Origin of the sequence: Aggregicoccus sp. 17bor-14 (assembly GCF_009659535.1) — a bacterium.
GTDB lineage: Bacteria > Myxococcota > Myxococcia > Myxococcales > Myxococcaceae > Aggregicoccus.
In genome coordinates, this window is record NZ_VJZZ01000005.1 from 289,862 (window position 1) to 313,711 (window position 23,850).

At 70.3% G+C, this 23,850-nt stretch carries 24 protein-coding genes; 17 read left to right on the forward strand and 7 right to left on the reverse strand.

Going from position 1 to position 23,850, the window contains the following annotated elements; translation table 11 throughout:
* The first annotated feature begins 81 nt into the window (after window positions 1-81).
* From FGE12_RS12205 to FGE12_RS12235, 7 genes are all read left to right on the forward strand, one after another.
* Entirely contained in the window at window positions 82-1,086 is a 1,005-nt protein-coding gene (locus tag FGE12_RS12205) for an MDR family oxidoreductase (RefSeq protein WP_153866597.1), read from the forward strand.
* Window positions 1,087-1,201: 115 nt separating this feature from the next.
* A complete protein-coding gene (locus FGE12_RS12210; RefSeq protein WP_153866598.1) occupies window positions 1,202-1,810 on the forward strand; it encodes an RNA polymerase sigma factor in 609 nt (202 codons plus the stop codon).
* Window positions 1,811-2,403: 593 nt separating this feature from the next.
* On the forward strand, window positions 2,404-2,790 hold the full coding sequence (locus FGE12_RS12215) for a hypothetical protein (RefSeq protein ID WP_153866599.1): 387 nt from the start codon (window positions 2,404-2,406) through the stop codon (window positions 2,788-2,790).
* Window positions 2,787-4,319, forward strand: a complete 1,533-nt coding sequence (locus FGE12_RS12220) for a caspase family protein (protein ID WP_194797816.1) — start codon at window positions 2,787-2,789, stop codon at window positions 4,317-4,319. Before FGE12_RS12215 ends, FGE12_RS12220 begins: the two co-directional genes overlap by 4 nt.
* Before the next feature lie 76 nt (window positions 4,320-4,395).
* Window positions 4,396-6,306, forward strand: coding sequence for a hypothetical protein (locus tag FGE12_RS12225; RefSeq protein WP_153866600.1), 1,911 nt, complete (start codon window positions 4,396-4,398; stop codon window positions 6,304-6,306).
* Window positions 6,307-6,338: 32 nt separating this feature from the next.
* The gene (locus FGE12_RS12230) at window positions 6,339-7,610 is read left to right on the forward strand and encodes a hypothetical protein (RefSeq protein ID WP_153866601.1); all 1,272 of its coding nucleotides are present in this window, start codon (window positions 6,339-6,341) and stop codon (window positions 7,608-7,610) included.
* Window positions 7,611-7,621: 11 nt separating this feature from the next.
* Window positions 7,622-8,245, forward strand: a complete 624-nt coding sequence (locus tag FGE12_RS12235; protein ID WP_153866602.1) for a hypothetical protein — start codon at window positions 7,622-7,624, stop codon at window positions 8,243-8,245.
* 50 nt (window positions 8,246-8,295) lie between these two features.
* Here the strand turns inward: FGE12_RS12235 and FGE12_RS12240 are convergent, their stop codons facing one another.
* The 3 genes from FGE12_RS12240 to FGE12_RS12250 all read right to left on the reverse strand — a co-directional run bounded on the left by FGE12_RS12240 (window position 8,296) and on the right by FGE12_RS12250 (window position 10,199).
* A complete protein-coding gene (locus tag FGE12_RS12240) occupies window positions 8,296-8,805 on the reverse strand; it encodes a hypothetical protein (protein ID WP_153866603.1) in 510 nt (169 codons plus the stop codon).
* 157 nt (window positions 8,806-8,962) lie between these two features.
* Window positions 8,963-9,490 carry a hypothetical protein gene (locus tag FGE12_RS12245; protein WP_153866604.1) on the reverse strand — a complete coding sequence of 176 codons (528 nt, stop codon included), beginning with the start codon at window positions 9,488-9,490 and terminating at the stop codon, window positions 8,963-8,965.
* Window position 9,491: 1 nt separating this feature from the next.
* Window positions 9,492-10,199: a hypothetical protein gene (locus FGE12_RS12250; protein WP_153866605.1), complete on the reverse strand. Its 708-nt coding sequence runs from the start codon at window positions 10,197-10,199 to the stop codon at window positions 9,492-9,494.
* A gap of 103 nt (window positions 10,200-10,302) precedes the next feature.
* Between FGE12_RS12250 and FGE12_RS12255 the strand changes: the two genes are divergently transcribed.
* The 9 genes from FGE12_RS12255 (at window position 10,303) to FGE12_RS12295 (ending at window position 20,089) form a co-directional block, all read left to right on the forward strand.
* Window positions 10,303-10,830, forward strand: coding sequence for a hypothetical protein (locus FGE12_RS12255; RefSeq protein WP_153866606.1), 528 nt, complete (start codon window positions 10,303-10,305; stop codon window positions 10,828-10,830).
* A 311-nt stretch (window positions 10,831-11,141) separates the two neighbouring features.
* Window positions 11,142-12,266, forward strand: a complete 1,125-nt coding sequence (locus FGE12_RS12260; protein WP_153866607.1) for a DUF3800 domain-containing protein — start codon at window positions 11,142-11,144, stop codon at window positions 12,264-12,266.
* A 79-nt stretch (window positions 12,267-12,345) separates the two neighbouring features.
* Entirely contained in the window at window positions 12,346-13,827 is a 1,482-nt protein-coding gene (locus FGE12_RS12265) for a hypothetical protein (RefSeq protein WP_153866608.1), read from the forward strand.
* A 152-nt stretch (window positions 13,828-13,979) separates the two neighbouring features.
* The gene (locus FGE12_RS12270; RefSeq protein ID WP_153866609.1) at window positions 13,980-15,038 is read left to right on the forward strand and encodes a hypothetical protein; all 1,059 of its coding nucleotides are present in this window, start codon (window positions 13,980-13,982) and stop codon (window positions 15,036-15,038) included.
* 21 nt (window positions 15,039-15,059) lie between these two features.
* Entirely contained in the window at window positions 15,060-15,395 is a 336-nt protein-coding gene (locus FGE12_RS12275; protein WP_153866610.1) for an STAS-like domain-containing protein, read from the forward strand.
* A gap of 3 nt (window positions 15,396-15,398) precedes the next feature.
* Window positions 15,399-16,016: a hypothetical protein gene (locus FGE12_RS12280; RefSeq protein ID WP_153866611.1), complete on the forward strand. Its 618-nt coding sequence runs from the start codon at window positions 15,399-15,401 to the stop codon at window positions 16,014-16,016.
* 109 nt (window positions 16,017-16,125) lie between these two features.
* On the forward strand, window positions 16,126-16,701 hold the full coding sequence (locus FGE12_RS12285) for a lipopolysaccharide assembly protein LapB (RefSeq protein ID WP_153866612.1): 576 nt from the start codon (window positions 16,126-16,128) through the stop codon (window positions 16,699-16,701).
* 1,552 nt (window positions 16,702-18,253) lie between these two features.
* Entirely contained in the window at window positions 18,254-19,063 is an 810-nt protein-coding gene (locus tag FGE12_RS12290; protein WP_194797817.1) for an HNH endonuclease signature motif containing protein, read from the forward strand.
* Between the two features lie 60 nt (window positions 19,064-19,123).
* Window positions 19,124-20,089 carry a hypothetical protein gene (locus tag FGE12_RS12295; protein ID WP_153866614.1) on the forward strand — a complete coding sequence of 322 codons (966 nt, stop codon included), beginning with the start codon at window positions 19,124-19,126 and terminating at the stop codon, window positions 20,087-20,089.
* A 679-nt stretch (window positions 20,090-20,768) separates the two neighbouring features.
* Here FGE12_RS12295 and FGE12_RS12300 read toward each other — a convergent pair.
* On the reverse strand, window positions 20,769-21,716 hold the full coding sequence (locus tag FGE12_RS12300; protein WP_153866615.1) for a hypothetical protein: 948 nt from the start codon (window positions 21,714-21,716) through the stop codon (window positions 20,769-20,771).
* Between the two features lie 150 nt (window positions 21,717-21,866).
* Here FGE12_RS12300 and FGE12_RS12305 point away from each other — a divergent pair, with 150 nt between their 5' ends.
* Entirely contained in the window at window positions 21,867-22,097 is a 231-nt protein-coding gene (locus FGE12_RS12305) for a helix-turn-helix transcriptional regulator (protein ID WP_194797818.1), read from the forward strand.
* Between the two features lie 35 nt (window positions 22,098-22,132).
* Here the strand turns inward: FGE12_RS12305 and FGE12_RS12310 are convergent, their stop codons facing one another.
* The 3 genes from FGE12_RS12310 to FGE12_RS12320 form a co-directional block, all read right to left on the reverse strand.
* Window positions 22,133-22,468 (reverse strand): hypothetical protein, encoded by a 336-nt coding sequence (locus FGE12_RS12310; protein WP_153866617.1) that lies wholly within the window; start codon window positions 22,466-22,468, stop codon window positions 22,133-22,135.
* A gap of 217 nt (window positions 22,469-22,685) precedes the next feature.
* Window positions 22,686-22,823, reverse strand: coding sequence for a hypothetical protein (locus FGE12_RS12315; protein WP_153866618.1), 138 nt, complete (start codon window positions 22,821-22,823; stop codon window positions 22,686-22,688).
* 8 nt (window positions 22,824-22,831) lie between these two features.
* Window positions 22,832-23,809: a DUF932 domain-containing protein gene (locus FGE12_RS12320; protein WP_153866619.1), complete on the reverse strand. Its 978-nt coding sequence runs from the start codon at window positions 23,807-23,809 to the stop codon at window positions 22,832-22,834.
* Between the last annotated feature and the right edge of the window lie 41 nt (window positions 23,810-23,850).

Sequence of the window (23,850 nt, forward strand, 5' to 3'; positions counted from 1 at the left end):
CGCTGAAGAACGGGCCGCGAGGCCACTGGCCTCGAGCAGAGGCGTGAGCATGCTTGGCTGCCTTCCCCAGCGGAGGCCCCCATGTTCAACGCCATACTCCTGAAGAAGCGGGCGGACGGGACGACGGACGCCCAGGTCACGCAGCTCGACGACGCGCAGCTGCCCGAGGGCGACGTCACCGTGCGCGTGGACGCCTCGACCCTCAACTTCAAGGACGCGCTGGCCATCACCGGCAAGTCGCCCGTGGTGCGCAAGTTCCCGATGGTGCCCGGCATCGACGGGGCGGGCGTGGTGCTCGAGTCCTCGCACCCGGACTGGAAGCCGGGCGCGCCCTTCATCCTCAACGGCTACGGCGTGGGCGAGAGCCACCCGGGCTGCCTCGCGCAGCGCGCGCGCCTCAAGGGCGACTGGCTCGTGCCCCTGCCTCCCGGGATGTCCGCGCGCACCGCGATGGCCATCGGAACGGCCGGCTACACGGCCATGCTGTGCGCGATGAGCCTGCAGGAGCAGGGCGTGTCCAAGGACGAGGGCGAGGTGCTCGTCACCGGAGCCACGGGAGGCGTGGGCAGCATCGCGGTCGCGCTGCTCTCGGGGCTCGGCTACCGGGTGGTGGCCTCCACCGGCAAGGCGTCCGAGGCGGACTATCTGAAGTCGCTCGGCGCCTCCGAGGTGCTGGACCGCGCGCAGCTCTCCGCGCCGGGAAAGCCCCTGCAGAAGGAGCGCTGGGCGGGCGTCGTGGACTCGGTGGGCTCGCACACCCTGGCGAACGCGCTCGCGCAGACGCGCTACGGTGGCGCGGTGGCCGCCTGCGGACTCGCCCAGGGCATGGACCTGCCCGCGAGCGTCGCCCCCTTCATCCTGCGCGGCGTGCGGCTCATCGGAGTGGACAGCGTGATGGCGCCGCAGGTGCGCCGGCGCCTTGCCTGGCAGCGCCTGGCGGCCGAGCTGGACCCCGCGAAGCTCGCGCGCATCACCGAGGAGGTTCCGCTCGCCGCCGCGCTCGAGCGCGCCCCGGAGCTGCTCGCCGGCCGCGTGCGCGGGCGGCTCGTGGTGGACGTGAACGCCGACGTGAACGCCGCTCGCTAGCCCTCGGCGTTCCGCGCTCAACAGGGTCCTCCCGTCTTTCGGGGCTGGAGGGCTTGCCGCACGCCCCGTGCGCCCCCATTCCCTTCCGAGGGTGTGGGGCCGGGCGGGGACGGGGATGCACGTGGACGCGGACAGCGCGCTGTACTCCGCCTCGGCGGAGGGGGCCGAGGCGGCCTGGCTCGCGCAGTTCCACGCGGGGCACCGCGCCGCGCTCGAGCGCTGCTACCGCGAGTGCTACCCCAGCGTGGACCGCGCGGTGGGCCGGGTGCTCTCGGGCGCGGACCGCGAGAGCGTGGTGCACGAGGTGTTCTACCGCCTCCTCACCCGCGAGGAGCTGCGACGCTCCTTCCGCGGCGGCTCGCTGCAGGCGTGGCTCGCGACCCAGGCCGTGCACCTCGCGCTGGACCACGTGCGCCGCCAGCAGCGCGAGCGCGGCGTGCTGGCGAGCGTGCACGCCGAGGCGCAGCAGGAGCCCGCTGCCTCGGAGGCCGCCCCGGAGGCCTGGGCCGAGGCGCAGCAGGCGCGCGTGCTCGTGGAGCGCTTCCAGCGCGAGCTGCTCCCGCCGCGCTGGGCCCCCGTCTTCGAGGCGCGCTTCCTGCGCCAGCTCTCGCAGCGCGAGGCCGCGCGGGAGCTCGGGATGCGCCGCACCACGCTCGCCTACCAGGAGCTGCGCATCCGCGCGCTGCTGCACCGCTTCGCCGAGCAGCTGAGGAGGGAGCCGTGAACCCTGCCGCCCACGAGCGCTGTTCCGAGCGGGCTGCCGTCGAGCAGCACTTCGCGCGCCGGCTCCCGCCCCCGCGCGAGCGCGCCCTGCGCGCCCACCTGCCCACGTGCGGCGCGTGCCATCGCCACTACGAGCGCCTCCTCGTGCTCGAGCAACTCGATCCGCGCAGAGGGGGCGCAGCGCAGGCCCGGCTCGCCACCGCGCTGGGACTGCAGCGCCGGGCGCTGCCCGCGGGAACAGTGAGCGTCGCTGCCGCTGCGTGCGCGCTGCTGCTGCTCGGTGGCCTCGCGCTGCGTGCGGCCCGGGCGGACGAGGCGGGGTCTGCGGGTGTCGTTGCTGCGCGGAGCACGGACGCCACGCGTAGGAGCGAGGGCGCTACGTGGAATCCCTCGAGTGCGGGGGCTCTTGCGGCGCGGAACGAAGCTGCACGAGAACTCTCTTCGAATGCAGGGGTTGTTGCACGGGGCGAGGCCGCAGCACGGGTGTCCTCGGGCGCAGAAGCGGTCGCAGCGCGAAACACTGCAGCCCCCTCGCTGGAGGGTGCCTTCGCAGCGCGCGGCAGCGGCGCCCCGAGCGCGCCGGAGCTGCTGCGCGTGTACCGCATCGGCGCCGGTGCGGCGCCCGAGCCGGTGGAGCGCGAGGTGGACGCGCGCGACGAGCTCGCCTTCGGCTACGTGAACCCCGAGGCGAAGCGCTGGCTCCTCGTCTACGGCGTGGACGAGCACGGCCACGTGTACTGGTTCCACCCGAGCTGGGAAGACCCGGCCGAGAACCCCCGGGCCATTCCCGCCCAGCCCGGCGCGCAGGTGCACGAGCTGCCCGAGGCCATCTCGCACGCGCTCGATGGCCGGGCCCTCACCCTCTACGGCGCGCTGAGCGACGAGCGCCTCTCGGTGAAGCAGGTGGAGCAGCTGCTGCGCGAGCACAGGCCGCTTCCCGGCGCGCAGACGAGCGCGCTCGAGCTCGAGGTGACCCGGTGAGCCTCACGCCCCTCCTGCTCACGCTGCTCGCGGCCGCCCCCGCACCGGGCGCCCAGGCGCCGGCGCGCGCGAGCTTCGCGCTCATCGTCGGGGTGAACCGCAGCGTGGACGAGGACGAGGCCCCGCTGCGCTACGCGGACGACGACGCCGCGCGCTACCAGGACCTCTTCCGCCTCCTCGGTGCGCGCACCTATTTGCTCACCCGCCTCGACGAGAACACCCGCCGACTCCACCCGCAGGCCGCCGCCGAGGCGCGCGACCCCACGTGGGCGGAGTGGCAGCGGGCCGTGCAGCAGCTCGAGCACGACCTCGCCCAGGCGCGTGCGGCGGGCGTGGAGACGGTGCTCTACGTGGTCTACGCGGGCCACGGCAACGTGAAGAACGGCCAGGGCTACGTGAGCCTCGAGGACCGGCGCCTCACGGGACACGCGCTCGCCGAGGGGCTCCTGCAGCGCGTCGCCGCGACGCGGGTGCACCTCATCGTGGACGCCTGCTCCTCGTACTTCCTCGCCTACGGGCGCGGCCCCGGGGGCCACCGCCGCACGCTGGAGGGCTTCAGCGAGCTCACCCGGCTCGCGGACGACGGGCGGCTGGGGCTGCTGCTCTCCACCTCGAGCGCGCGAGAGAGCCACGAGTGGGAGGGCTTCCAGTCGGGTGTGTTCAGCCACGAGGTGCGCTCGGGCCTGTACGGCGCGGCGGACGCGGACGGCGACGGCCGGGTGAGCTACCGGGAGATCGCCGCCTTCGTCGAGCGCGCGAACGCGGCCATCGCGAACGAGCGCTTCCGCCCGGAGCTGCACGCGCGCCCGCCTCCGGCAGACGGAGAGGGCGCGGCGCCCTTGCTGGAGCTCGCGCGCGCCCTGCCCCACCGCATCGAGGTGGACGGGGGCGAGGAGGCGCACCTGGTGCTGGAGGACGCGCAAGGCGTGCGCCTCGCCGAGCTGCACAGCGGCGCGGGCCAGCGCACCTGGCTCGTGCGCCCCGCAGGCCGCGGGCCCTTGTGGGTGCGCCGGGTGGACGACGGGACGGAGTACCGCATCGGCGACACGCCGGAGGTGGTGCACCTCGCGCAGCTCACCGCGCAGCCGCCGCGCACGGCGAGCCGCGGCGCCGCGCACGAGGCCTTCGGCCGCATCTTCTCCCTGCCCTACTCGCGCGCCGAGGTGGAGCGCTACGCCTTCCCGCGCCCCCAGGGGCCCGCGCCCGTGCCCGAGCGCAGCCGCCTGCGGACGTGGGTGGGCTGGAGCGGCGTGGCCCTCTCGGGCGTGGGGCTCGGCGCGGGCGCACTGATGACGATGCGCGCCCAGGGCGTGCGCCGCGAGGCGCAGCCCGGCGACTCGCAGGCGACCTTCGCAGAGCGCAACGCGCAGATTGGGCAGCTCAACCGCAGCGCGGCGTGGCTCTACGCCGCCGCAGGCGCAGCCGGCCTCACGGGAGCCGCCCTGCTCCTCTGGCCAAGCAAAGAGACACGAGCCGTCCCAGTGGCCACCGGCAACACGGGAGGCCTCCTCCTGCAGGGCCGTTTCTGAGTCCTCTCAGAGGACTCCGGGCGAAGCCGCGTGAAGGTCCCCTCCCCCCCTGGGAGAGGGAAAGAGTGAGGGATAGATGCAACTCAGTGGCAAGTCCTACCTCTTCATGGCGTTCACGGCCGCTACCCTCGGCGCCTGCGTCGGAGCCCTTCCGCTCGGAGGCCAGGGCTGTCCCTGCGCCGAGGGATTCACCTGCTGCGAGCAGACGAACCAGTGCCTCCCCTCGGGCACCACCTGCCCTGCGGTCGACCTACCCCCTCCCGGAAAGGGAGACACAGACCCGCCCCCCACACAGCCCAACGCAAGCTGCGCCGAGGGCGGCTGGTGCTGGGAGAACCCGACGCCGCACGCGCGCTACCACCTCGCGGTGTGGGCCTCCGCGCTGACGGACGTATGGGCGGTGGGCTCCGCGGGTCTCGCCACGCACTGGGACGGAGCGCACTGGGAGGTCCACGACGCGGGCACGCAGGAGAAGCTCCTCGCGCTGTGGGGCAGCGGCGCCGCGGACGTGTGGGCCGTGGGCTTGAACGGTGCCGTCGTGCGCTACGACGGCCGCACATGGCAGGCGGTGCGCACGGGCAGCACGGCGCTGCTCCAGGCGGTGTGGGGCAGCGGGCCCGCAGACGTCTGGATTGCCGGGCACGCGGGCACGCTGCTGCACTGGAACGGCGCGGAGTGGCGCAGCGCCGCGGAAGGGCTCCCCGCGAGCGAGGACTTCGCGGGCCTGTGGGGTACGGGCCCCGAGGACATGTGGCTGGTGAGCGTGTCGGGCCGGCTCTGGCACCGGGAGGGCTCCACCTGGACCGAGGGCCTGCCCTCTGGAGCGCGCGCCGTGCGCCGCGTGTCCGGCGCGGACGGCGTGCTGTGGGTGCTCGACGAAGGGACGGAGGGCGGCCAGGTGCTGCGCTACGCCTCGGGCGCGTGGCACGCCGTCCACACGAGCTCCGCGCGCACGCAGCTCTTGGGCCTGCTCGCGCTCTCCGGCACCGAGGCCTGGGCCGTCGGCACGGCCGGCGCCGTGCGGCAGCTGGGGCCCAACGGCCTCCTGAGCGCGCAGACCATCGCCCCGGAGTCCCTGCAGTCCCTCTGGGGCAGCGCAGGGGGCCCGCTGTGGGCCGTGGGCGACTACGGCCAGATGCTCGAGCGCACGGCGTCGGGCTGGCGCGCGTTGCGCGAGGGTTCCACGCTCCTGCTGCACGCAGGCTGGGAGGCCGCGCCGGGGCGCGCGTGGGTCGCGGGGGGAAACGGCGCGCTGCTGCGCGAGGAGGCGGGGCGCTGGAGCTCCGTGGCCTCGGGCACCTCCGAGGAGCTCTTCGGCGTCTGGGCGGATGCCCAGGGCGAGGGCTGGGCCGTGGGCGCGGACGTCCTGGTGCGCTTCGGAGCGCAGGGAGCGAGCACGTGGCCGAGCCCGCTCGCGAGCGGCCGCCTCTACGGCGTGTGGGGCGCGGATGGCACCGAGGTATGGGCGGTGGGCGAAGCAGGGCTGCTCCTGCGCTTCGATGGCCAGCGCTGGAGCCAGGTGCAGAGTGGCACCACGGCCGCGCTGTACGGCGTGTGGGGAAGCGGGCGCGCGGACGTGTGGGCCGCCGGCGCTGAGGGCACGCTGTTGCACTACGACGGCGTGCGCTGGTCGCAGGTGACGCTGGAGCAGCCCTCCTCGGAGGCCTTCCTCGCGCTGTGGGGCAGCGGACCCGGGGACGTGTGGGCCGTCGGCAGCCACGGCACGTTGCGCCACTTCGACGGGCAGCGCTGGGACTCGCGCCTGCCCTTCAGCACCGGCGACCTCGTCTCGGTGTGGGGCACGGGCCCCGCGGACCTCTACGTGCTCGAGCAGGGCGATAGTGCAACCCTGTTTCATTTCGATGGCGAGCGCTGGACGCCGCGCACCGTGCCCTTCGGGGGACGGATGGGGGCCGTGTTCGGCGCGGGGGACGCACCGCGCGTCGCGGGCTCCGCAGGCGCCATCCTGCGCCTGCAGCGACGTTGACGCATTGGGAGCCCGCGAGTACGACGACGTCCATGGCTCCTCAGGATGACGATGCGCTGCAGCAGCGGCTCGAGCGTCTGAGCGCAGCGCTCGGCCAGGCCCCGCACTCCGCCGCGACGGAGCCCCCTCCCCCGCGCGACGGCACGCGCATGTTCGCGAGCGTCATGCTCGGGCTTGCGCTCGCCCTCATCGGCGCAGGGCTCCTTGCCGGCTCCTGGGCCGTCGGCCTCCCTGGCCTGCTGCTCGCCGTCATCGCTGCGGGACTGATGCTCACCGGCTCCGAGCAGACGCTGCTCGCGAGCCTCCCGGGAGGCATGGCTCCGAAGGACCCGCTGCGGCCGCGCATCGGCATGGGCGCGGAGGTCGCGGGCGACGCCGTGGTGGAGCCCGGCGCGACGGTGGAGATGGGCGCGACCGTGGGCCCGGGCGCCGTGGTGAAGAGCGGGGCGGTGGTGCGCATGGGCGCCACCGTGCACGCGCAGGCCGTCATCGAGGCAGGCGCGGTCGTCGGCTGGGGCGTGGACGTGCACGAGGGCGCCACCGTGGGCGAGCGCGCCACCCTGGGCGCCGGCACGACGGTGCAGAAGCGCGCCGTGGTGCCCGCGGGGATGCGGCTGATGCCGGGAGCGACGTGGTCCTCCGGTGCAAGCACGGGCGCACGCGCCCAGGCGGCAGCGGCCACTCCAGCCGCGGCGGTGGACCCGCGAGAGGCGCGCATCCGCGCCGCCTGCGAGCGCATCGAGGCGGAGCTGCGCCAGGCGCCCGAGAGCGTGCGCAGCTACCTCGGGGCCTCGGAGCAGACGGTGCAGGCGCTGCGCACGACCTGCCTCGGACTGCTCGAGCGCGAGCGCACGCTGCGGCGCGAGTGCGCCCCGGAGAGCCTCGCCTTCCTCGCCCAGGAGCGCACGGCGCTCGAGGCGCGCATCGCGGCGGCCCAGGACCCGAGCGTGCGCCGCTCGCTCGAGCAGGCGCTGGAGGCGCTGGATGCCCAGCGGCGTGAGCGCGGGCTCTTGCAGCAGAGCGCCGAGCGGCTGGACGCGGAGCTCACCCGGCTGATGTGGACGCTGGACGGGATGGGGACGCAGCTCGTGCGCCTGCGCAGCGCCGGTGCCGAGGCCGCGAGCGCGCCGGACCAGGCCGTGCTGCAGTCGATGCAGCAGCTGCACCAGGAGATCGACGCCATCACCGAGGCGCTCGAGCACGTGGCGCGCGGAGAGGAGAATGCCTGGCGCGCCGGCCCCATCGCCGAGGTCGAGGGCGCGCCCGAGGCCTCACCCCACCCTCGATCGCGCGAGCGCACGTGAGAACCTTTCCCATGAAGCGAATGACCTGGGCCATCGCCACGGCAGCACTGCTCTCGGCGTGCGCCCACGAACCTGCAGCGGCGCACAGCGCACCACGGCCGACGGTGGCGCTGAGCCACGGCACGCCCGAGGAGCGCCTCACCGCCGAGCAGCTCGAGCGCCTCTTCGGCCGCTATGACCTCTCGCCCTGGCTCTACACGCGCAGCATCGCGATCGACGAAGAGAGCATCCCGCACAGCCACCCGGTGCTGACGCTGCACACGCGCCACCTGCGCGACGACCTCCTGCTGCTCTCCACGTACGTCCACGAGCAGAGCCACTGGTACCTCGACCAGCACCGCGCGGCCACGGAGGCTGCGGTGGCCGAGCTGAAAGCACGGGTGCCGAGCCTGCCGGTGGGCTTCCCGGAGGGCGCCAACTCACTCGAGTCGTCCTACGAGCACCTGCTCGTCATCGCGCTCGAGGAGCGGGCGCTGCAGTACCTTGTCGGCGAGCTCCAGGCGAGACAGGTGATGGAGTTCTGGGCAGCGGACCACTACCGCGCGCTCTACCGCTACGTGCTCGACCACCGCTCGGAGGTCCGCCGCGTCATGCGCAAGAACGGCCTCGCGTCGCCGATCGACTCGCCCCGCTGAGGCGCTCCCAGCGATGCTTTCGCGGATCGCCGTCGCCAAACAGGGCCTGTTTATCGGGCACCGGATTCTGGGGCGATCTCATAGAGGGCCCAGATGGTGACCTTTCCATGGGGGTCAGCTGGCCACTCCTTCGACAGAAGAGTTTTAGCCAGTGCTGCATCGTGGAAAGCCAGCAGTCCATAGCCGTTCAGCCGCTCTGTGAGCGGCGCGAGTTGACCCGTCCACGGACCGCAGTTCAGCAGTGACGAGGTGCGTGTCTCGTCGGACAGGTCATGCCCGAGGAGTCGACAGTCAGGCCCCTCAGGAGGTGCCTTCTCTTGCTCCGCATCCAGGAACAGAAGGTGGTACTGGCACTCGCCCACGGCGCGGGGCAATTCCCGTAGAGCGTGCCGTGCGTCAGTGAGCGTCTCTACCTCGCGGGAGCCGCAGCCATCGACGTAGCTATTCAGCATGGCATCGAGCGTGCGCACTTCCTTGAGCTGCGGAAGGCCGATGAATTTGAGGTACCCAGACCAGCCAGGGTCTCCCTCGCGAAACGTGAAGCGCGTGCTCACCCACATGCGGGCCCAATCTCGCGATTCCGGGGAAGGTGCAAGCACCACCGTCGTCTATTCGCGCGGCGCGCAGATCGCGCAAACAGGTAGCCAGGCTGCACGCACGTATGGCGAGAACCAGGGCGGAAGTCCCCACACCACGCGCGGCGTGCCCGAAGCTGCGCTACTCCGCGCCCTCGTCCAGCAGCACGTCCGCGACGCTCACGCGGCCAGGGAGCACCTCGGTCACCGCGCAGGCCCCGGCCCCTGCGCGTTGGACGCACTGGGCGCAACCCTGCTCGTCCACAAGCACCAGTGCGTAGCGTCCCGGAGCAAGCGCGAGTGCATAAGTGTCGTGGTTCAGCTGGACTGAATCCGCATGGGCGGTGCCGAGCGATGCTTCAGGAAAGCTCAGGTACTCGCCGCCTGTGACGATGGAGAGCTGACACGTGTACGTCTCTGCGGGCGAGAAGCCGTCGCTCACGGGCACGGCTCGCAGCGAGACGCCGGGCGGCGAGATGTCGCAGTCCGAGAGACACCCCGGCGCGCAATTGCCCGTGCGCAGCGCCGCGCGGCCGGCCACGCCCTCGGTGATGCCGAGGTGCTGCGCCTCGCTCTCGGAGAGCCCGGCAGGGAGGTCTCCCGCCGCGCAGCCGCCCGCGAAGCCGAGTCCGAAGGCGAGGATGACGAGGAGCGCATTTCGCAGAGGCATCTCAGGTTTCCTGGGCGGGATGAGGGAGGAGCAGCCAGAGGCCCACGGCGATGGCATGCGCCAGCGTGAGCGGCAGGTAGATGACGTCCGCGACCGGCGCGAGCCACGCGGCGCCGAAGAACATCGCTGCCAGACGCACTGCGCCCCGCACGGCGTTGAGGACGAGGCCATAGCGCGCGAGCCGGGTCCAGCGGTCTCGCCCGCTCGCGGCCACGGCGAAGAGTGCGCATCCGAGCACGTGCGCGGCCAGCAGCGGCAAGTAGCTCGCGAGCTGTACAGACGTGAAGACGTCGATCCGCGAAGAGAGCGCCTCACGCATCGCAGGCGTCTCCAGCCAGGCACGTTGCCACTGCGCGGCGAGCACCAGCTCGAGCCCGCGATCGACGAGCTCGATGCCGAGGAACAGCGTGATGAGCAGCAGCCCCGCGAGCGCCCAGCCGCTCTGGCGCAGGCGTCGGTACACCGCTGCGTAGCCGAGCAGCAGGCCCCAGAAGGTGACGTAGAGGAACACCGCTCGGAACCGGTCCGGGCTCGAGAGCGTGAAGGCGTAGGAAGCCGCGGTGTCGGAGTCCGACGGCGCGGCGCGCAGGACGAGTTCCTGCGTCACCTGGGCGAGCGCATAGGCGAAGAACGCGAGCGCTCCCACCTGCTCGAAGCGCCGGTTCGGCGCGGACGGCTGAATCTGCTCGGGCATCGCGGGAGCGAGCATCGTGCGCCGTACTCTAGGCCAGCGAGCCACGCTCGCTCGAATCCAGCCGCGCAGGAGGTGAGATCGAGCCACGCCTGGCTTGCGCTACTCTGCTCTCCACCTCATGGCCGCCTCTCCCGAGTTCACGTTCAATGACCTGTGGCAGCACATGGGGCTCTTCGCCCGGCTCTTGGTCGGAAGCTGCGGGCTGCTGGTCCTGGTGTTGGGCGTGACCAGCCCCACGCGAACAGACATTCAGGGAGCCACCGAGCGCGTGCCTCCCGAAACGCTCGAGGCCGCCGCGAAGCTCGTCCGATGGCCCGCGCTGGGCTTGGTGGGCTCAGCGGCGCTCAGCCTGCTCGTGGGCAGCCAGTACCTTCACCGCGTGCTTCTGTTCCTCAGTACGGGCGTCCCGCCGCGCGCGGGGCAGCTGGACGGCTCACTGCTCCACCTCGCGATGGGCCTCGTGACCCTGGCAGGTGCAGTGGCGCTCCTCCGCCTGCATTTCCGTGCCGTGGTGGTGGCCGGCGCGACGTGCGCAGCCATCCCGTGCTTCGGCGCCGGCTTCGGCGTGGGGTTTCTATTCGCTCTCTGGGCGGTGCTGGTCCTCGGGCGCCCCGAGGTACAGGCGGCCTTCGCCCTTCGCCGCTGACAGCGAGGGCGGGGCAAAGAAAAAGGCCGCGGGTCTTTCGACCCGCGGCCTTCAAGTCTTCATTGTGCCCAGAGACGGAATCGAACCGCCGACACGGGGATTTTCAGGCCTAATTTAGCTGGGCTGGACCGCCACTCCCGAGGGAAGTGTGGCCGCTCGTGGCCGTCCATGGCCGGAGCAGTTGCCCGTATTTTGCCCATGGCTCTGCCTACGCGGTGGGACACGCATCGAGGTGCGCTGGCAGACTCCCCTGGGCGCCCAAGCGCGGGCTTCCGGCGCGCAGGGCGTCGAGATGTCAGAGAGACACCGTCATGCCGATCAACTCCGGTAGAACCGTGCGCCCCAATCTTCCAGTGCTCTACCTCGATGAGTCGGGCAACACGGGTGACAACTACCTCGACGCCCAGCAGCCGGTGCATGTCCTTGCAGGCTTCCTCGTACCCGAGGGGCAAGAGCCCCGCCTGCGCCAGCTGCTGGATGCACTGCGCGAGGCGGGTGCTCCGCTTGAGTGCCACGAAGGGGGCGCAGGCGAGCTCAAATCGACGAAGCTCCTGAGGGCGCACCGCTGGGCTCGCGCGACGGCCAAGACGGTGTCCTCCTTGTGCAGCGAGTTCCTCCCCGTCAGCGTCATCGTGGAGAAGCGATTCTTCGCGGCTGTGAAGGTTGCCGAAACCCTTCTGCACCACGACACGAACCCCTTCATCTCCGCAGAACAACGCACCCCCGCAGCTCGAACCGAGCTCGCCGAGCAACTGAGCCGTCTCTCCGATGCCGCCCTGAAGGAGTTCTCGCGGGCGTATGCCAATCCAAGTGCCGACGCATTCGCGGCGTGCATCGGCGTGATGAAAGATGAGCTCGCCGCGCAAGGACAGGGCCACCTCGTGAGGCTCCTCCAGGGTGGGCTGGACGCGTTGCCTGCCATCGTCGCCGAGGAACAGCAGGAGATGGAGCTTTGGCACGTGGAGCACCCACGCTTCCCGGAGCACCGGGTGCGGGCTGGGGCCCGCTTGGCGCTGGATGCCTTCTTCGCAAGCCTGACCACCCTCGATAGGGTGCTTCGCCACGTCCATCCCCACCCAGCCAACATCGTGTACGACGAGGCAGAGGAGGGGCGCGCCTTCGAGCTTGCCCTCTGGGCAGCGCAGGAAGGCGGACACGTGAGGCACATCGGACGCGCGATTCCGGGCCTCTCCCATCAGGAAGACGCCCTTCAGGCTGCGGATCTCCTGGCGGGCATCCTGTACCGCGTTGCCAAGGATGGAGCGCTCAACGGCGTTGCTCCGACGGATTTGGATGCCGTGCTCGCGCCCCTCGTCAGCACCCCGCCCGCATCTGTTCGTATCGGGAGCAAGGCATTCTCCGACCGCATCAAGGTGATCGCGGCCCAGGCAGCCATCCGGCGCCAACGTGCAGGTAGATCGGAGGGAGATGGGTGAGTGGGCCGCTGGAGTCAGCCGAGTAATGTACGGTCGATCGGGAGTCCCACCATGAGCCATGCGCTCTCGGAGCCCCGACGTGATCCGTGACCTCGAAGAGCAAGCCCTTCGTATCGACGATCCGCCCGCCCGGCAGTACATGCACGAGGCTTTGCGCTGCTATCACGCGGGTGCCTATCGGGCGGCAATCGTGCTCTCCTTCGCGTGCGCGTTCGATTACCTCCGGCGCAGCTTCGAGGAGCTGCTTGCCAGTGGAGGGGGATCCAAGGCTCTCCGGGAAGCCTTCAACAAGGTGCGGGAGAAGTTCGAGGCGCAGGATGCCTACGAACGGCAGCTTCTCGACGTGGCCGCATCGGCGGGTAGCGTCACTCCCGAAGAGAGAAAGCGCATCAACGCGCTCTTCGACTTCCGGAATCTCGCCGCGCATCCATCCGGCTATCCGGGCACTGCCGAGGACGCGCGTGCCGTTATCACCACCTTGATCGACGTGCTCCTCGCCAAACCGGTGCTCCTCGGCGTCAGTGAACTCGAAGGCCTGCTGGGACGCCTTCAAACCAAAGGGTTCTTCCCCGAGACGGAGCTTCAGAAGGTTGCGGAGGTGGTCGCGCACGAGATGAAGCGCATCCACTCGACTGCTCACGCGGCGCTCGTGGCCAAGCTCTTCGCCCGCCAAGAAGCGCTGGTCTCAACGCCCTCGTATGGTGCAGGGCACGTCGAGAGGACCAACGTCCGGCGCTTCATCAGCGGGCTCTGGCGGTCAGCTTCCTCTTTGAAGCCGCTCCTACTCACCCGGCTAGAGCGGCTGGCAGAGAAGCCGGAAACGAGCGTGGACCTGCGGGAGATCCTCCTTGAGGCGCCTGAGCTCTTCAGCGCACTGACCATCCTGACGCGCCGGCGCGTGCTCGACTATGCGCGGAGCGTGGCCGACACCATGGATGGATGGCCTCTGCTCTTCGCACTGGTGCAGGCCGACGTGCTCCAGCAGGACGAGCGCGACTTCCTAATCAATAGCTCTCCGTCCTTGGCCAGCGCCTTGCCGCTCGGGCACGCCCTCACCCTCGACTGGCCCGAGCTGCGCCAGCGCGCCATCGCCGGCACGTTGCACCGTGTTGGCAGCTCCAACTTCTACACGGGCCGAGCGGCCATCAACGCCATCCAAGAGCTTCCGCCCGAGCAAGCGCAGCAATTCGATGACCGCGCGCAGGCGGAGTACGTCCTGCAGATCGCCAAGGCGGCGCGCAACACCACGGAACCGGCCCGCACCATGGTCCTGAACGACGGCCTTGGGTCTCGTGCGAGCTTTCTCGATGGCTTCACCCGGGTGCTCGATGCGCATGCGAAGCAGGTGCTGGAGGAAGGGTCGTGCTGGAAGGAGGTAGCCCAGCTCCTGCTCGCTTCGGGGCGGACGGACAGCATCCAGGCCCTACTGAGCCAGACTGCCAACCACAAGGCGGAGGAGCACGTCGGCGCAGAGACGTTCGCCTTGCTCATCAGCGAATGCCCGGAGGCAGCAACGGCGGCTCAGGCGAGGTTGAAGGCGCTGGAGGCCAACCCCGGCTGAAGCAGAGCACTCACCCTGTGATTGGTCCTGTGCTGGGACCACCTGGATTTCGTGTTATGTTAGGGTTCCAACTTCTGGAGACCGGGGGGGGGACTAGCTCAATGCGGCGCCTCAGCACCGAGCAGCGAGAGTTCTTGCTTCGCAGAGCGGAGGTGTCGCTGCGTCTGCTGCGTAAGCGGCGCCATCTCGGGCGGCGCTACGGCGAGGAGGTCCGGAGCCAGAATGGCTATATCCAGCGTGGCCTCAAGCTCCCGCACAAGACGCCCGGTGCGGTCATCGCCCTGCAGGGGCACCTCAACCTGGTTGATGCGCCGAAGGAAACGCTCGCGCAGCTCTCACAGCTCGATGACCTCTACCCGAGGAGTCGGCGCGGTCTGCGGGTCCACGTCGTGATGAACGACGTCGTGAGCATCGATGCGCCCAGCCTCCTTTACCTCTGCTCGCGGGTCGACTGCCTGAGAAGCATGGCGAACGTCCGCCTCACGGGGACGTACCCAGTGCATCAGCACGCCCGTAAGTCCCTGCATGATGCCAACTTCGAAGGCTTCCTCGCCGACGAGCATCCCGAGTTCACCCCCGGCAGCAAGACGCTCAGGCTTCACAAGGGAGTGGTCCAGCACGACCTCAGGTTGAGGACCGAAATCTCGGCGAGAATTCAGAACTTCCTCATCGACCTGCATCAGGGCTTGGGCCAGATGGAACAGGACCACATCTACCTCGCCTCGATGGAGTGCCTGGAGAACGTCCGCGCGCATGCGTATGGGGAGCTCAAGGCCAGCAAGGACGAGGACCCGCCCGTAGGAGGTGGTCGTCCTCGGGGTTGGTACGTCGTCGGCTTCTACAATGAGGCGTCCGCCACATCGTCGGTAGCCATCCTCGACATGGGCGTCGGGATGGAGTCCACGGTGCGCAAGAAGCTCTCTGCCGTCGACAAGCTCGTCGACTGGCTGGCCACGCCGGCATCGCAGGTCATCAAGGAGGCCACGCTGGGGCTCCGCACGGAAACCGGCGAGGCCAAGCGGGGCAAAGGGTTGAGAATGCTGAGCCACTTCGCTAAGGAAGCCTCCAACCGGCGGCTGCACGTCCTTTCCTCCACTGGCATGGTGACGTGGAGCCACGAGTCCGGTTGCCAGCAGCGTGAGATTCCCGCTGTGGACGGCACAATCGTCTGCTTGGAAATTCGGAATGGCCCTGCAGCTTCGGCCAGCTAACCGGCCTTGGATGGTAGCACCATGAGCATCGAATACATCGACTTGGGTAAGGACTACTCGAAGCACCTGGGCCCTCGCTACAAGCGAGATGGCAACAACTCCGGTGAGCAGTTCCGCGAGAAGGTGCTCGAACCGGCGTTCCTCAATCACGATCAGGTCGTGGTGAACCTGGACTCCATCGTTGGCTACTCTGCGTCCTTTCTGGAGGAGGCCTTCGGTGGGCTCGTGCGCAAGCACGGGCTGTCCTCGGTGCAGGAGAAGGTGCGGTTCGACACGATCAAGCGCCTCTATCTTGTTCCGCTCATTGAAAGCTGGATGAAGGACGCCTCTCACTCTTCCTCGAAGCAATCCCGATAACCCATGCGAGAGCACCTTCAAGCGCTGGCGCAGTGGCTCGACATGAAACCCAGCGATTGGTTCACGTGCGTCCTGTCGGCGGTGGCCTTGGTGATCTCGATCCGCAGCTTGCGTGTGGCGAGTCAGAACAACGCCATCTCCGCAAGCTCCCCCTGGGCCGAGTCGCTTCTCCGTCACGTCGAGGAAGAGGTAGCGAATGCGGCCAAGGACCGCGATCTCTTCCGCCGCCTCTGCACCGTTCCTTTTCCGGACAGGAGCCGGAAGGCGGAAGTCGTGGAGGCGCTCAACATTGGGCGTGATGACTCCGCCCAGCGCCTCTACCTGCTCTCCACGATGTGGGGCAGCAACACCGATCTCTCGGACCTCAAGTCGAAACGGGACGGCATCCACGACTCCTTCATTGAGAACGATGAACTGACGTTCCCGAAGAAGAGCGCCCAGTTCCTTCTTGCGAAGTACCAGACGGCCTCCGAGGCGTACATCCAAGGCCTCCGAAAGTTCGCCCGGGCGATCTGCACCCGCAACGGCTTCCCCGACGAGAAGCGGCCCTCGAAGCTGGCCTTCCTGCCGATCAGCTGGGGTCGGCAGCAGGATTCCAGCCAAACTGACCTGACCGGCTAACGACCTTCGGCCGATCGAATGAAGGCAGGCCTGCTTAGGCAAAGTCGGCGCGCATTGCGCCACTCCCCCCGCCTACGCTTGCGCTCCCCCACCAGCCACGAGCCCCTCCATGCCCGCGCGCGACGAAGCGCTTCAGGACGTCTTCCAGTCTCTCATCTTGCGAGAGGTCGTGCTCGCTGAAGGGCTTCAGGCCGACCTGGAGCGCGCAAAACTAGGGCCCAAGCTCGGCGAACTCCTGCAGGTTCCCGCCAGCGTTGCGATTGACACCTTCCTCGCGGCCAAGATCGGAAAGCCAGGAGCCAAGGTTGCGAAGGCGCTGACAAAGGCGGCGATCATCGCAATCTTCAAGGACGAGAACACGCTCGCGGTCATCCGCGAGGCCCGTGGCATGTGGCAGCGGCTCGCGGGCGACGCGGAGTCAACCGCGCATTCGTTCTGCCGGTCGGCCATCTGCTACGCCGTTGCCGGTGACTACGATCAGGCAGAGGCGTGGCTCGTCCGTGCAGAGAAGCTCGTGAGCGACCTTGCTCGTCCGAACTTTATCCGTGGGCTGATGCTCGGTGCGCAGGGGCAGGAAGATGGCGCTCGCCACATGCTGGAGTCATCCCTGAGCGGGCGCGCGAAGAAGGTGACGAAGGAGCGCATCCAGGGGGCCCTTAAGGCGCTCGAAGACCTCCGCCAATGAGCCGGAAGTAGCGATTGTTCCACCGGCCCTCCGCGAGGCTGCCGAGGGCCTAAACTCAGCAGGCTGAAGCTCATTAGGCCCAGGCCAGCCAACTGGCACATGACCTGCGACCACCGAGCGTAGCGCGACACTCGCAAGGACCATCCATCACGTCAGCTTCAGCGCACGGATCTTCGCTCCTGGCGATCTTCCGTATGACCGTGTCCTGGCTGCAGAAGGAGTGGTGTCGGGCCGCGTCTTCGCAGGCACCACGGTTCCCGCTTGCAGAAGGCGATCTATGTCAGCGCGGGGTATGCGCTGGTCTTTCCCCATGGCGACGGTGCGGAGCTGACCGGTGGCAATCAGCTCCTTGAGCCGTCCATTGCGGTCGATTCCAAGGAGCGCTGCGGCTCCGCGAAAGCTCAGCAACTCGGCGCCGCGCCCTCGCTTCACCCTGGGCTCCAAGGAAGGTGCTGGCGCTTGCTCCTTCTCCTTGAGCGCAAGTAGCTCGCGCTGCACGACGACTGCGCGCTCGGTGGGGTCGAGAAGCGCGTCACAGCGGGCGCACACGGCGTCCGGATGGGGCGGGTACATGTCGGGCAGCCCTACCCACTCCGTGCAGGCCGCACACCACCAGGCCCCCGGCTCGGGCAACTCGATGGCGTACGACTGCGGGCCAAAGCCCTTGAGCGCCGCCGGAGGCGGAGGGGGCGGCGGGGCACAGGCGTTGCCGCGAGCACGGCCACGAGGACGCGGCGCAGGAGCGGAGGCTGCCGCCCTGGGTGCCGGGTTCGCCATGCGCGGGCCATCTGCCTCATCTTCAGTGCTCATCGTCACCTGCCCGCCGAAGTCGCTCCGTATACGTTTGCTATCGAATGGAATGCACGATCGTGCTCCGCACGGGTGCCCTGCGCCGCTAGAGTAACGGTGTGGCTCTCGCTGTCACCGCCCCCCCACGCACGCCGAGCACCGAAGCGGCCAGGAGCCGACAGGTACAGGACAAGTGGGGGGCGGGGCCGAGTTCTGCACCGGGGCGGCCTCTTGTTGGCCAATGGGTGCGTGAGCGGTCGGACAGCGTGGGGCTTCTCTGGCGGTGAATCCTCCGCGTGAAAAAGGCCGGGCGGCTCGTGCCCGTGAAGGTTGAGGACGAGGGCAGCACACACAACGTCGCCTCCACGCTACGGAGGGCATGCCCCTGGTTCCCCCTCTGTGGGGGGCGTGCAGCGCTTCTCGGCCGAAAACCGAACCTGGTCGTTCGCGGTGACTGCGGGTGTGGGACGTGGGGCGGGTCTAAGAATCCCGCCAAGGGTGCGGAAGTCAGTCACCATCCGATACGGAAGATTGGACCAGCGGGCTCACCGTCGCCCGTCACGGACCCCGAGGAGAGCCCCATCTGGGTGTAGTTGTGCCCGGATGGGAACCCCGAGAAGTAGTCGGGGCTCGCTGCGCGTGTATCCAGGGGACGGCCTTCCATCCGTTCCCCACCCGCCACGCGAGCCCCGAGCACCGCTCTTCCACCATGCACGTTCGCACTCGGTCCTGGAGATTCCAGGGCATCCGCATCGACCCCAGGATGGCCATCCTCCTCGTGAGCGAGGGCCGCGCCTTCCTCCTCGACCCATCGCACGACGAGCAATACCCATGGGTCTTCGACGTGAGCACCAAGAAGCCAATCGAGCCCCTCCATCTCTACGTGTGGCGCTCGCATCGTGGCGAGATTCCTGACGGCTATGTGGTCCACCACCGCGACCACAACAAGCTGAACGCCACCTTCAAGAACCTGGAGCTCCTCACGCGCGAGGCCCACGCTGCGCGCCACCACGCCGAGCAGCAGAAGTTCTCGCCCCGCGTGCGCGAAGACCACTGGGGTCTCTACCGGCCGCATGCCCCCAGCCCTGTGCGCTCGCTCACCCTCACAGAGACGCAGCGGCTCTTCCGCCGGGGCAAGCTCAAGCCTCCCTCTGCCACATCACGCATCAAGAGCGAGCGCGAGCTCCAGCGCACGCAGGAGCAGCGTGACGAGGAGTACCTCCTCCTCCAATTCGAGCGCCTCCGGAGCGAGACAGCCCACCTCGACAGTGGCATGCCCATCCCGAGAGTGACCACGCGGCGCACGGGACATGACTTCAAGCTCGGCCTCGGACGCCACGCGGAGCGACGCGGCTGCACCCAGCAGGAGAAGGTGCTCGTCTACGCCCTCGCCAAGCACCAGCTCGCAGAGGATGTGCTTGCCGCCGTTGCGGCCGACCTGGGTGTGTCCGTGGAGTTGATCCGGAAGATGAAGACGCGCCCGAGCGTGGACGTGGCGCTGGGGCACTGGCGCAAGTACAGACGTCTTCCCAAGCTCGAGCGCCATGCGAGGAAGAAGGAGCCTGAGAGCTGAAGAGAAGACGCAAGAAGTCCTCTCTTCCCACAGCTCCAACACCGGCCTCACAATTCGCGCATGGCCACCACCGCCCGCTCCACTTCGCAACGCACCACCTCCGCCCTCAACGGCACGCACTCGCACGGCCCCAACACGCCCGAGGGCAAGGCGAGCTCCTCGATGAACGCCGTCCAGCACGGCCTCACCGCGCGGGGCGCGCTCCTGCCCTCGGAGACTGTGCAGGACTACGAGGCGAACCTCGGCGCGTGGGTGGCCACCCTGCAGCCCGGCTCGCCGGGGGAGGTGCAGCTCGTCTCCACCATCGCCGACGTGCAGTTCCGCCTCGCCCGCCTGGAGCGCCTGGAGCAGCAGCAGCTCGCGGCCGCGATGGAGCGGCGCCTGGGGGAGAGCGCGGTGGGCGCCGAGCTGGTGCGCGCGCGCGAGGCGCACCGGCTGGTGAGAGAGCTCATCTTCGTCGTGGGCGGCGTCCGGGAGGACCAGCCCGGGGAGCGGGCGCGGGCCCTGCTGCCCCTCCTGCGGGTCGTGCTGCAGCGCACCGAGGCCGTGGAACTGCCCGTGGCCGTCGAGCATGTGCTCGGCCAGGCCATCGCGGCCTTCGAGGAGGCCACTGGCGATGAACTCGCGCCGCTCGCCGCGTGGCAGGCCCTCTACGAGCGCGCTCACCTCACGCAGGCGGGACTCGCAGAGCGCCTGGGCGTGCTGGAGACTGCGCTGGAGGCCGAGCGCGTGCGGGTGGCGGATGAGACGCTGCTCGGGGACGACAAGGAGCTCGCCCGGCTCGCGCGCCACCGGGCCCAGCTGCACAAGCAACTGGAGGCGCAGCTCGGGATGCTGAAGACGGTGCGCGAGCTTGCCCTCAGCGCGCCCGGCGGTGGCTCGGGTTCGTTCAGCGGGCCCGTGCTGGTGGAGCTGCGGCTCGTCGGCCGGGGCCCCGCGCACGACGTGTCTGTACACCACGCCTCGACAGCACCACCTTCGAGGGCGCCACGGCGAGCCGGTGAAGCCGCGCAGCGCGGCGCCTGAGGGTTGGACGCGCAGCCCGCGATGGGCAAGGGTGGCCGCTGCGGGCTCGCGTGATGACGAGTCCCCGGAGCGTCACCTCGCCTGTGGCTAGGGCTACCGTCTCCGCGAAGCCGCCGCTGCAGGGGAGGAGTGGGTGGTGCGTGCCGTGGGTAATTTTCGGGGGCCCGCTCCTGGATGCGCCCCCCCCCCGGCTACCCCACCCCTCCAGAATTTTCGGGGACTTCTCGGCGAGCCTGCCGTCGAGGCTTGGGGACGACGGCACCCGGGGGACTGTGCGGCGCGTGCCGCTCTCGCGCATGAGGGGGGTCTGCAGCCGCGCTGCAGAAGGGGCCTTGGCCCATGAGGTGGCAGCGCTGGGGCTGCACGGGGCCCACGGTGATGCCAGCCAGGGCAGCGCGGGTGTCAGCCGGGGCGCCCGCGCCTCGTGCCGCTCGCGCTGGGCCGCGCTGCAGCGCTCGCCGCTGGCGGAGGGCGAGGTTGCCGCCCGGGAAGATGCACCGGCGCGGCGGTGTGAGGCGACGAGCCCACAGGCGGTGCGGACCCCTTGGCAAAGCTCGCGGGCTCAGCGCAGCGATGCGGCCTGCGCCTGGCTGGGTGGAGCTGCGGGCCCTGCAACCGGAGGCTTACGGGCGCCGGGTGCTGTGGAGGGCGAGGGAAAGTACTTACCGGCGCACTGCCGTCATGGGTGCGAAGAATCCTCCGCGCTCACCTGCGTCGGCTCCTCGGGCACCATGCCGCTGCTCAGGTGGCGGGCGGCGGCGGTGAGGAAGGCGAGGCCCGTGCCGATGGCCACCAGGAGGGTGACGTCGGGCACGTTGAAGTCCTTGGTGACGGCCATGGACACAGGCAGCCACGCCAGGGCGAAGAGGGCCGCGAGCGCGAGCAGGGCCGTGGCCCGCGCGTTGGCGCCCCGGTACCCGGCGACGTCCTGCCCCGCGCGCTCCATGCGGGCGAGCGGTGGCCGGGCGAGCGCCACCCACAGGGCCAGGGCGAGCGCGCCGAGGGCGAACGCCGTGGCGAAGTACGCCATGAAGTCGCGCGCGGACTCGCGGCCCTCGGCGGCGCGCAGCTCGCGCTCCACGTCCGCCGCGTCCAGCATCCACCTGCGGCCCTTCAGCTCGGCCGCGACCTGGTCCAGCAGGTTCCCGCGCCGCATCGCGTCCGCGCGCTCAGCCACCAGCGCCTCGGCCTCCTCGCGGCTGGTGGTTGCGGCCCGCCAGCGTCGCGGCTCGGAAGCAGGGCCCTCTCCCTCCAGGAGGAGCACCTGGCCCTCGCCTGCGGCCTGGAGCTTAGCGTGCAGCGCCCCGAAGGCCTCCGCTCGCTCGCGGTCCTCACCGGTGTAGGCCTCGGAGGGGGAGGCGCTGACGATGGCGGGCACCAGCAGCAGCAGGCCGAGGGCTGTGCCCACGCGCAGCAGCAGGCCCAGCCCGCCGATGGCCTCCCAGGCGCCCGGGGCCGACGGAGGCTGCAGCGGCACGGGCGCGGAGGACACCACCGGCTGCGCCGGGGGCGGCGGCAGGGGTGCGGCACCGGCCGCCTCCAGCCGCTCGCCGCAGAAGCGGCACTTGATGGCGGCGGCCCGGATGGACTCGCTGCAGAAGGGACAGCGCTTCAGCTGCTCGGACATGTGGAGCGTCTCCATGTGTGCTGCGCACGCGCGGACGAGCCGCGCATGCGCGAGTTGAATACCACCCTATGAGTTGATTTTTACAGGTAGGCGGCTGGCCCACCGTCCGGGCCGATGCGAGCCCCGGGTGCAGCCAAGGTGAAGCAGGGCGTGGGCCGTCGCGTGGCGGAGCTGCGCCGCACCCAGGGCCTCACCCAGGCCGCCTTCGCCGAGGAGGCGGGGGTGTCGCTGCAGTACGCGCAGCGCGTGGAAGCGGGAGAGGAGAACCTCACCATCGAGTCGCTGGTGAAGCTCGCCCACCTGCTGCGTGTGCCCGTGGCCTCCCTCTTCGAGGCGCCCACCACCCGCAGGGCACCTCCCGGACGGCCCCGCAAGGCGTGAGGCCGCGTGCCCTTGGGGGCGCGGGCACCACGAGGTCAGCGGGCCCGCCGCCTAAGGCGGGCTTCTGGTCCGCGTGCTGCTCGGGTTGTGCGTGGCGGTACAGAGCGCACGAAACCGGGGCTGCGGTGCTCGCCTCCCGGCCCGAGGAGGCCGGCTGGCGTTTCGCCCCGCAGCACTTGGCCCAGGAGGCGCAGCCGGAGGAGAACGAGCGACAGCAGCGCCGCCGTGGCCCAGGGTGCCTGAGCGCGGGCGGCCTGCGTGCCGAGCTGCCGCGTGGCGATGGCCTCCACCAGCAACTGGGCGGCCCGCACGGCGCCCTCCACCTCGGCGAGCTCGTGCTGCAGGCCCGCCCACCCGCCGGTGCGCTTCACGGGGAGGCTCCCGGGGGCTCGTCCTCCAGTCCCCAGTCGCAGCCGCAGGCGAGGTCATGGGCAGCCTGTGCCTCGGCATCGCCCGGGTAGTGCCCGCATGTGTCACAGCGCTGCACCTCGCGGCCGTGCTGGAGGCTCGTCATGTGCAGCCACCCCCTGCCCTCGCACTCCGGGCAGCGGGCAACGTCGGCGTTGGCGGGCGTCCCGTGCTGCGCGCTCACGCGGGCCTCCGCGTGCAGAGGGCCTGGGCGAGCGCGTGGAGGACGGCGCAGGCCACCTCGCGCAGCGTGCGAGAGCGCAGGGCGCGGCGCAGCCACGAGGGGCTGGCTGCGTTCGCCTTCATGTTGCTGGGCATGGCGCGCCTCACGCGGCCAGCGCGAGGCGGCTCTCCCCGGCGATGGCGAAGAGGGCCTGGTGCTTGAGGGCGGCGGCCCGGCCGAACCAGATGCTCTCCAGCCGCAACTCCTCCGCCCGGCGCCCCTTGAGAGCCCGGGTGTGCCGGTGGTGGTCCGCGTACTCGGTGAAGGCCTGCAGCGCCGCCCAGGCGGTGCCCCGGATGGGCCCCTCGATGCCGGTGCCCGCCTCGAAGAGCTCGCGCACCTTCTCCCGGGCGCCCAGAATGCGCGGGTGCTCGTGGGCGTCCTCGGGCACGGGCAGCACGAAGTCCAGCGCCGTGGCGAGCTGCGCGTCGCTGAAGCGGGTGACTGCGAGCGCGTTGGCCAGCTGCCCGAAGCGTGCGTAGCCCTCGGCGAGGCGCCGGAAGGCCTCGGCCGCCTCCGCCAGGTGCGCGAGGGGCTGCCCGTGGTGCGCGATGTGCCACTCCGCGCCCTGCCGCTCTCCGAGCGCCACACCAAGCGTGTTGGCGCACACGACTCGGGTGGCGACATTCTTGAGGGTGATGGCCGTGGCGCCGTCGTGCCCCGTGTAGCCGAGCAGGTACTTGCGGATGGGGCTCTTGTCCCCCTGCACCCGCAGGGGCTGGGGCAGCTCCGCGAGAAGCCAGCCACGCACGCCCGCGCGTCCCAGGGTGCCGGCGGTGTGGAAGAGGGCCCCCACGTCGCCGGACGCCTGCACGAGGCAGCGTGCCACCTCCTCGAACTGCACCGTCTTGTAGCCCCGGCTGACGGCGGCCAAGTACTCGCCCGTGTCGCCGCGCACCAGCGCCTTGCGGTCGGGCACGGGGCGCAGCGTGCCGTCGATGAAGAGCTCGCGCTCCTCGGCCCGGTAGAAGCCGGCGGCCTCCACCACCTGCTCGCAGTCCGCGTTGGCCGGCAGCTGCGTGCCCAGGCCGTGCCAGGGCACCTCTCCGGCGTACATCATCGTGTGAATGTCATGGGGCATCGCGTTGCTCTCCTTGGGGGTTGGGGTGAACGCGGCGATGC

What these genes read in the sequence shown, in the direction of transcription:
- FGE12_RS12205 (WP_153866597.1), top strand. Translation starts at nt 82, where the DNA reads ATGTTCAACGCCATACTCCTGAAGAAGCGGGCGGACGGGACGACGGAC.
- FGE12_RS12210 (WP_153866598.1), top strand. Translation starts at nt 1,202, where the DNA reads ATGCACGTGGACGCGGACAGCGCGCTGTACTCCGCCTCGGCGGAGGGG.
- FGE12_RS12225 (WP_153866600.1), top strand. Translation starts at nt 4,396, where the DNA reads ATGCAACTCAGTGGCAAGTCCTACCTCTTCATGGCGTTCACGGCCGCT.
- FGE12_RS12230 (WP_153866601.1), top strand. Translation starts at nt 6,339, where the DNA reads ATGGCTCCTCAGGATGACGATGCGCTGCAGCAGCGGCTCGAGCGTCTG.
- FGE12_RS12235 (WP_153866602.1), top strand. Translation starts at nt 7,622, where the DNA reads ATGAAGCGAATGACCTGGGCCATCGCCACGGCAGCACTGCTCTCGGCG.
- FGE12_RS12240 (WP_153866603.1), bottom strand. Translation starts at nt 8,805, where the DNA reads ATGTGGGTGAGCACGCGCTTCACGTTTCGCGAGGGAGACCCTGGCTGG.
- FGE12_RS12245 (WP_153866604.1), bottom strand. Translation starts at nt 9,490, where the DNA reads ATGCCTCTGCGAAATGCGCTCCTCGTCATCCTCGCCTTCGGACTCGGC.
- FGE12_RS12250 (WP_153866605.1), bottom strand. Translation starts at nt 10,199, where the DNA reads ATGCTCGCTCCCGCGATGCCCGAGCAGATTCAGCCGTCCGCGCCGAAC.
- FGE12_RS12255 (WP_153866606.1), top strand. Translation starts at nt 10,303, where the DNA reads ATGGCCGCCTCTCCCGAGTTCACGTTCAATGACCTGTGGCAGCACATG.
- FGE12_RS12260 (WP_153866607.1), top strand. Translation starts at nt 11,142, where the DNA reads ATGCCGATCAACTCCGGTAGAACCGTGCGCCCCAATCTTCCAGTGCTC.
- FGE12_RS12275 (WP_153866610.1), top strand. Translation starts at nt 15,060, where the DNA reads ATGAGCATCGAATACATCGACTTGGGTAAGGACTACTCGAAGCACCTG.
- FGE12_RS12280 (WP_153866611.1), top strand. Translation starts at nt 15,399, where the DNA reads ATGCGAGAGCACCTTCAAGCGCTGGCGCAGTGGCTCGACATGAAACCC.
- FGE12_RS12285 (WP_153866612.1), top strand. Translation starts at nt 16,126, where the DNA reads ATGCCCGCGCGCGACGAAGCGCTTCAGGACGTCTTCCAGTCTCTCATC.
- FGE12_RS12290 (WP_194797817.1), top strand. Translation starts at nt 18,254, where the DNA reads ATGGCCATCCTCCTCGTGAGCGAGGGCCGCGCCTTCCTCCTCGACCCA.
- FGE12_RS12295 (WP_153866614.1), top strand. Translation starts at nt 19,124, where the DNA reads ATGGCCACCACCGCCCGCTCCACTTCGCAACGCACCACCTCCGCCCTC.
- FGE12_RS12300 (WP_153866615.1), bottom strand. Translation starts at nt 21,716, where the DNA reads ATGTCCGAGCAGCTGAAGCGCTGTCCCTTCTGCAGCGAGTCCATCCGG.
- FGE12_RS12315 (WP_153866618.1), bottom strand. Translation starts at nt 22,823, where the DNA reads ATGCCCAGCAACATGAAGGCGAACGCAGCCAGCCCCTCGTGGCTGCGC.
- FGE12_RS12320 (WP_153866619.1), bottom strand. Translation starts at nt 23,809, where the DNA reads ATGCCCCATGACATTCACACGATGATGTACGCCGGAGAGGTGCCCTGG.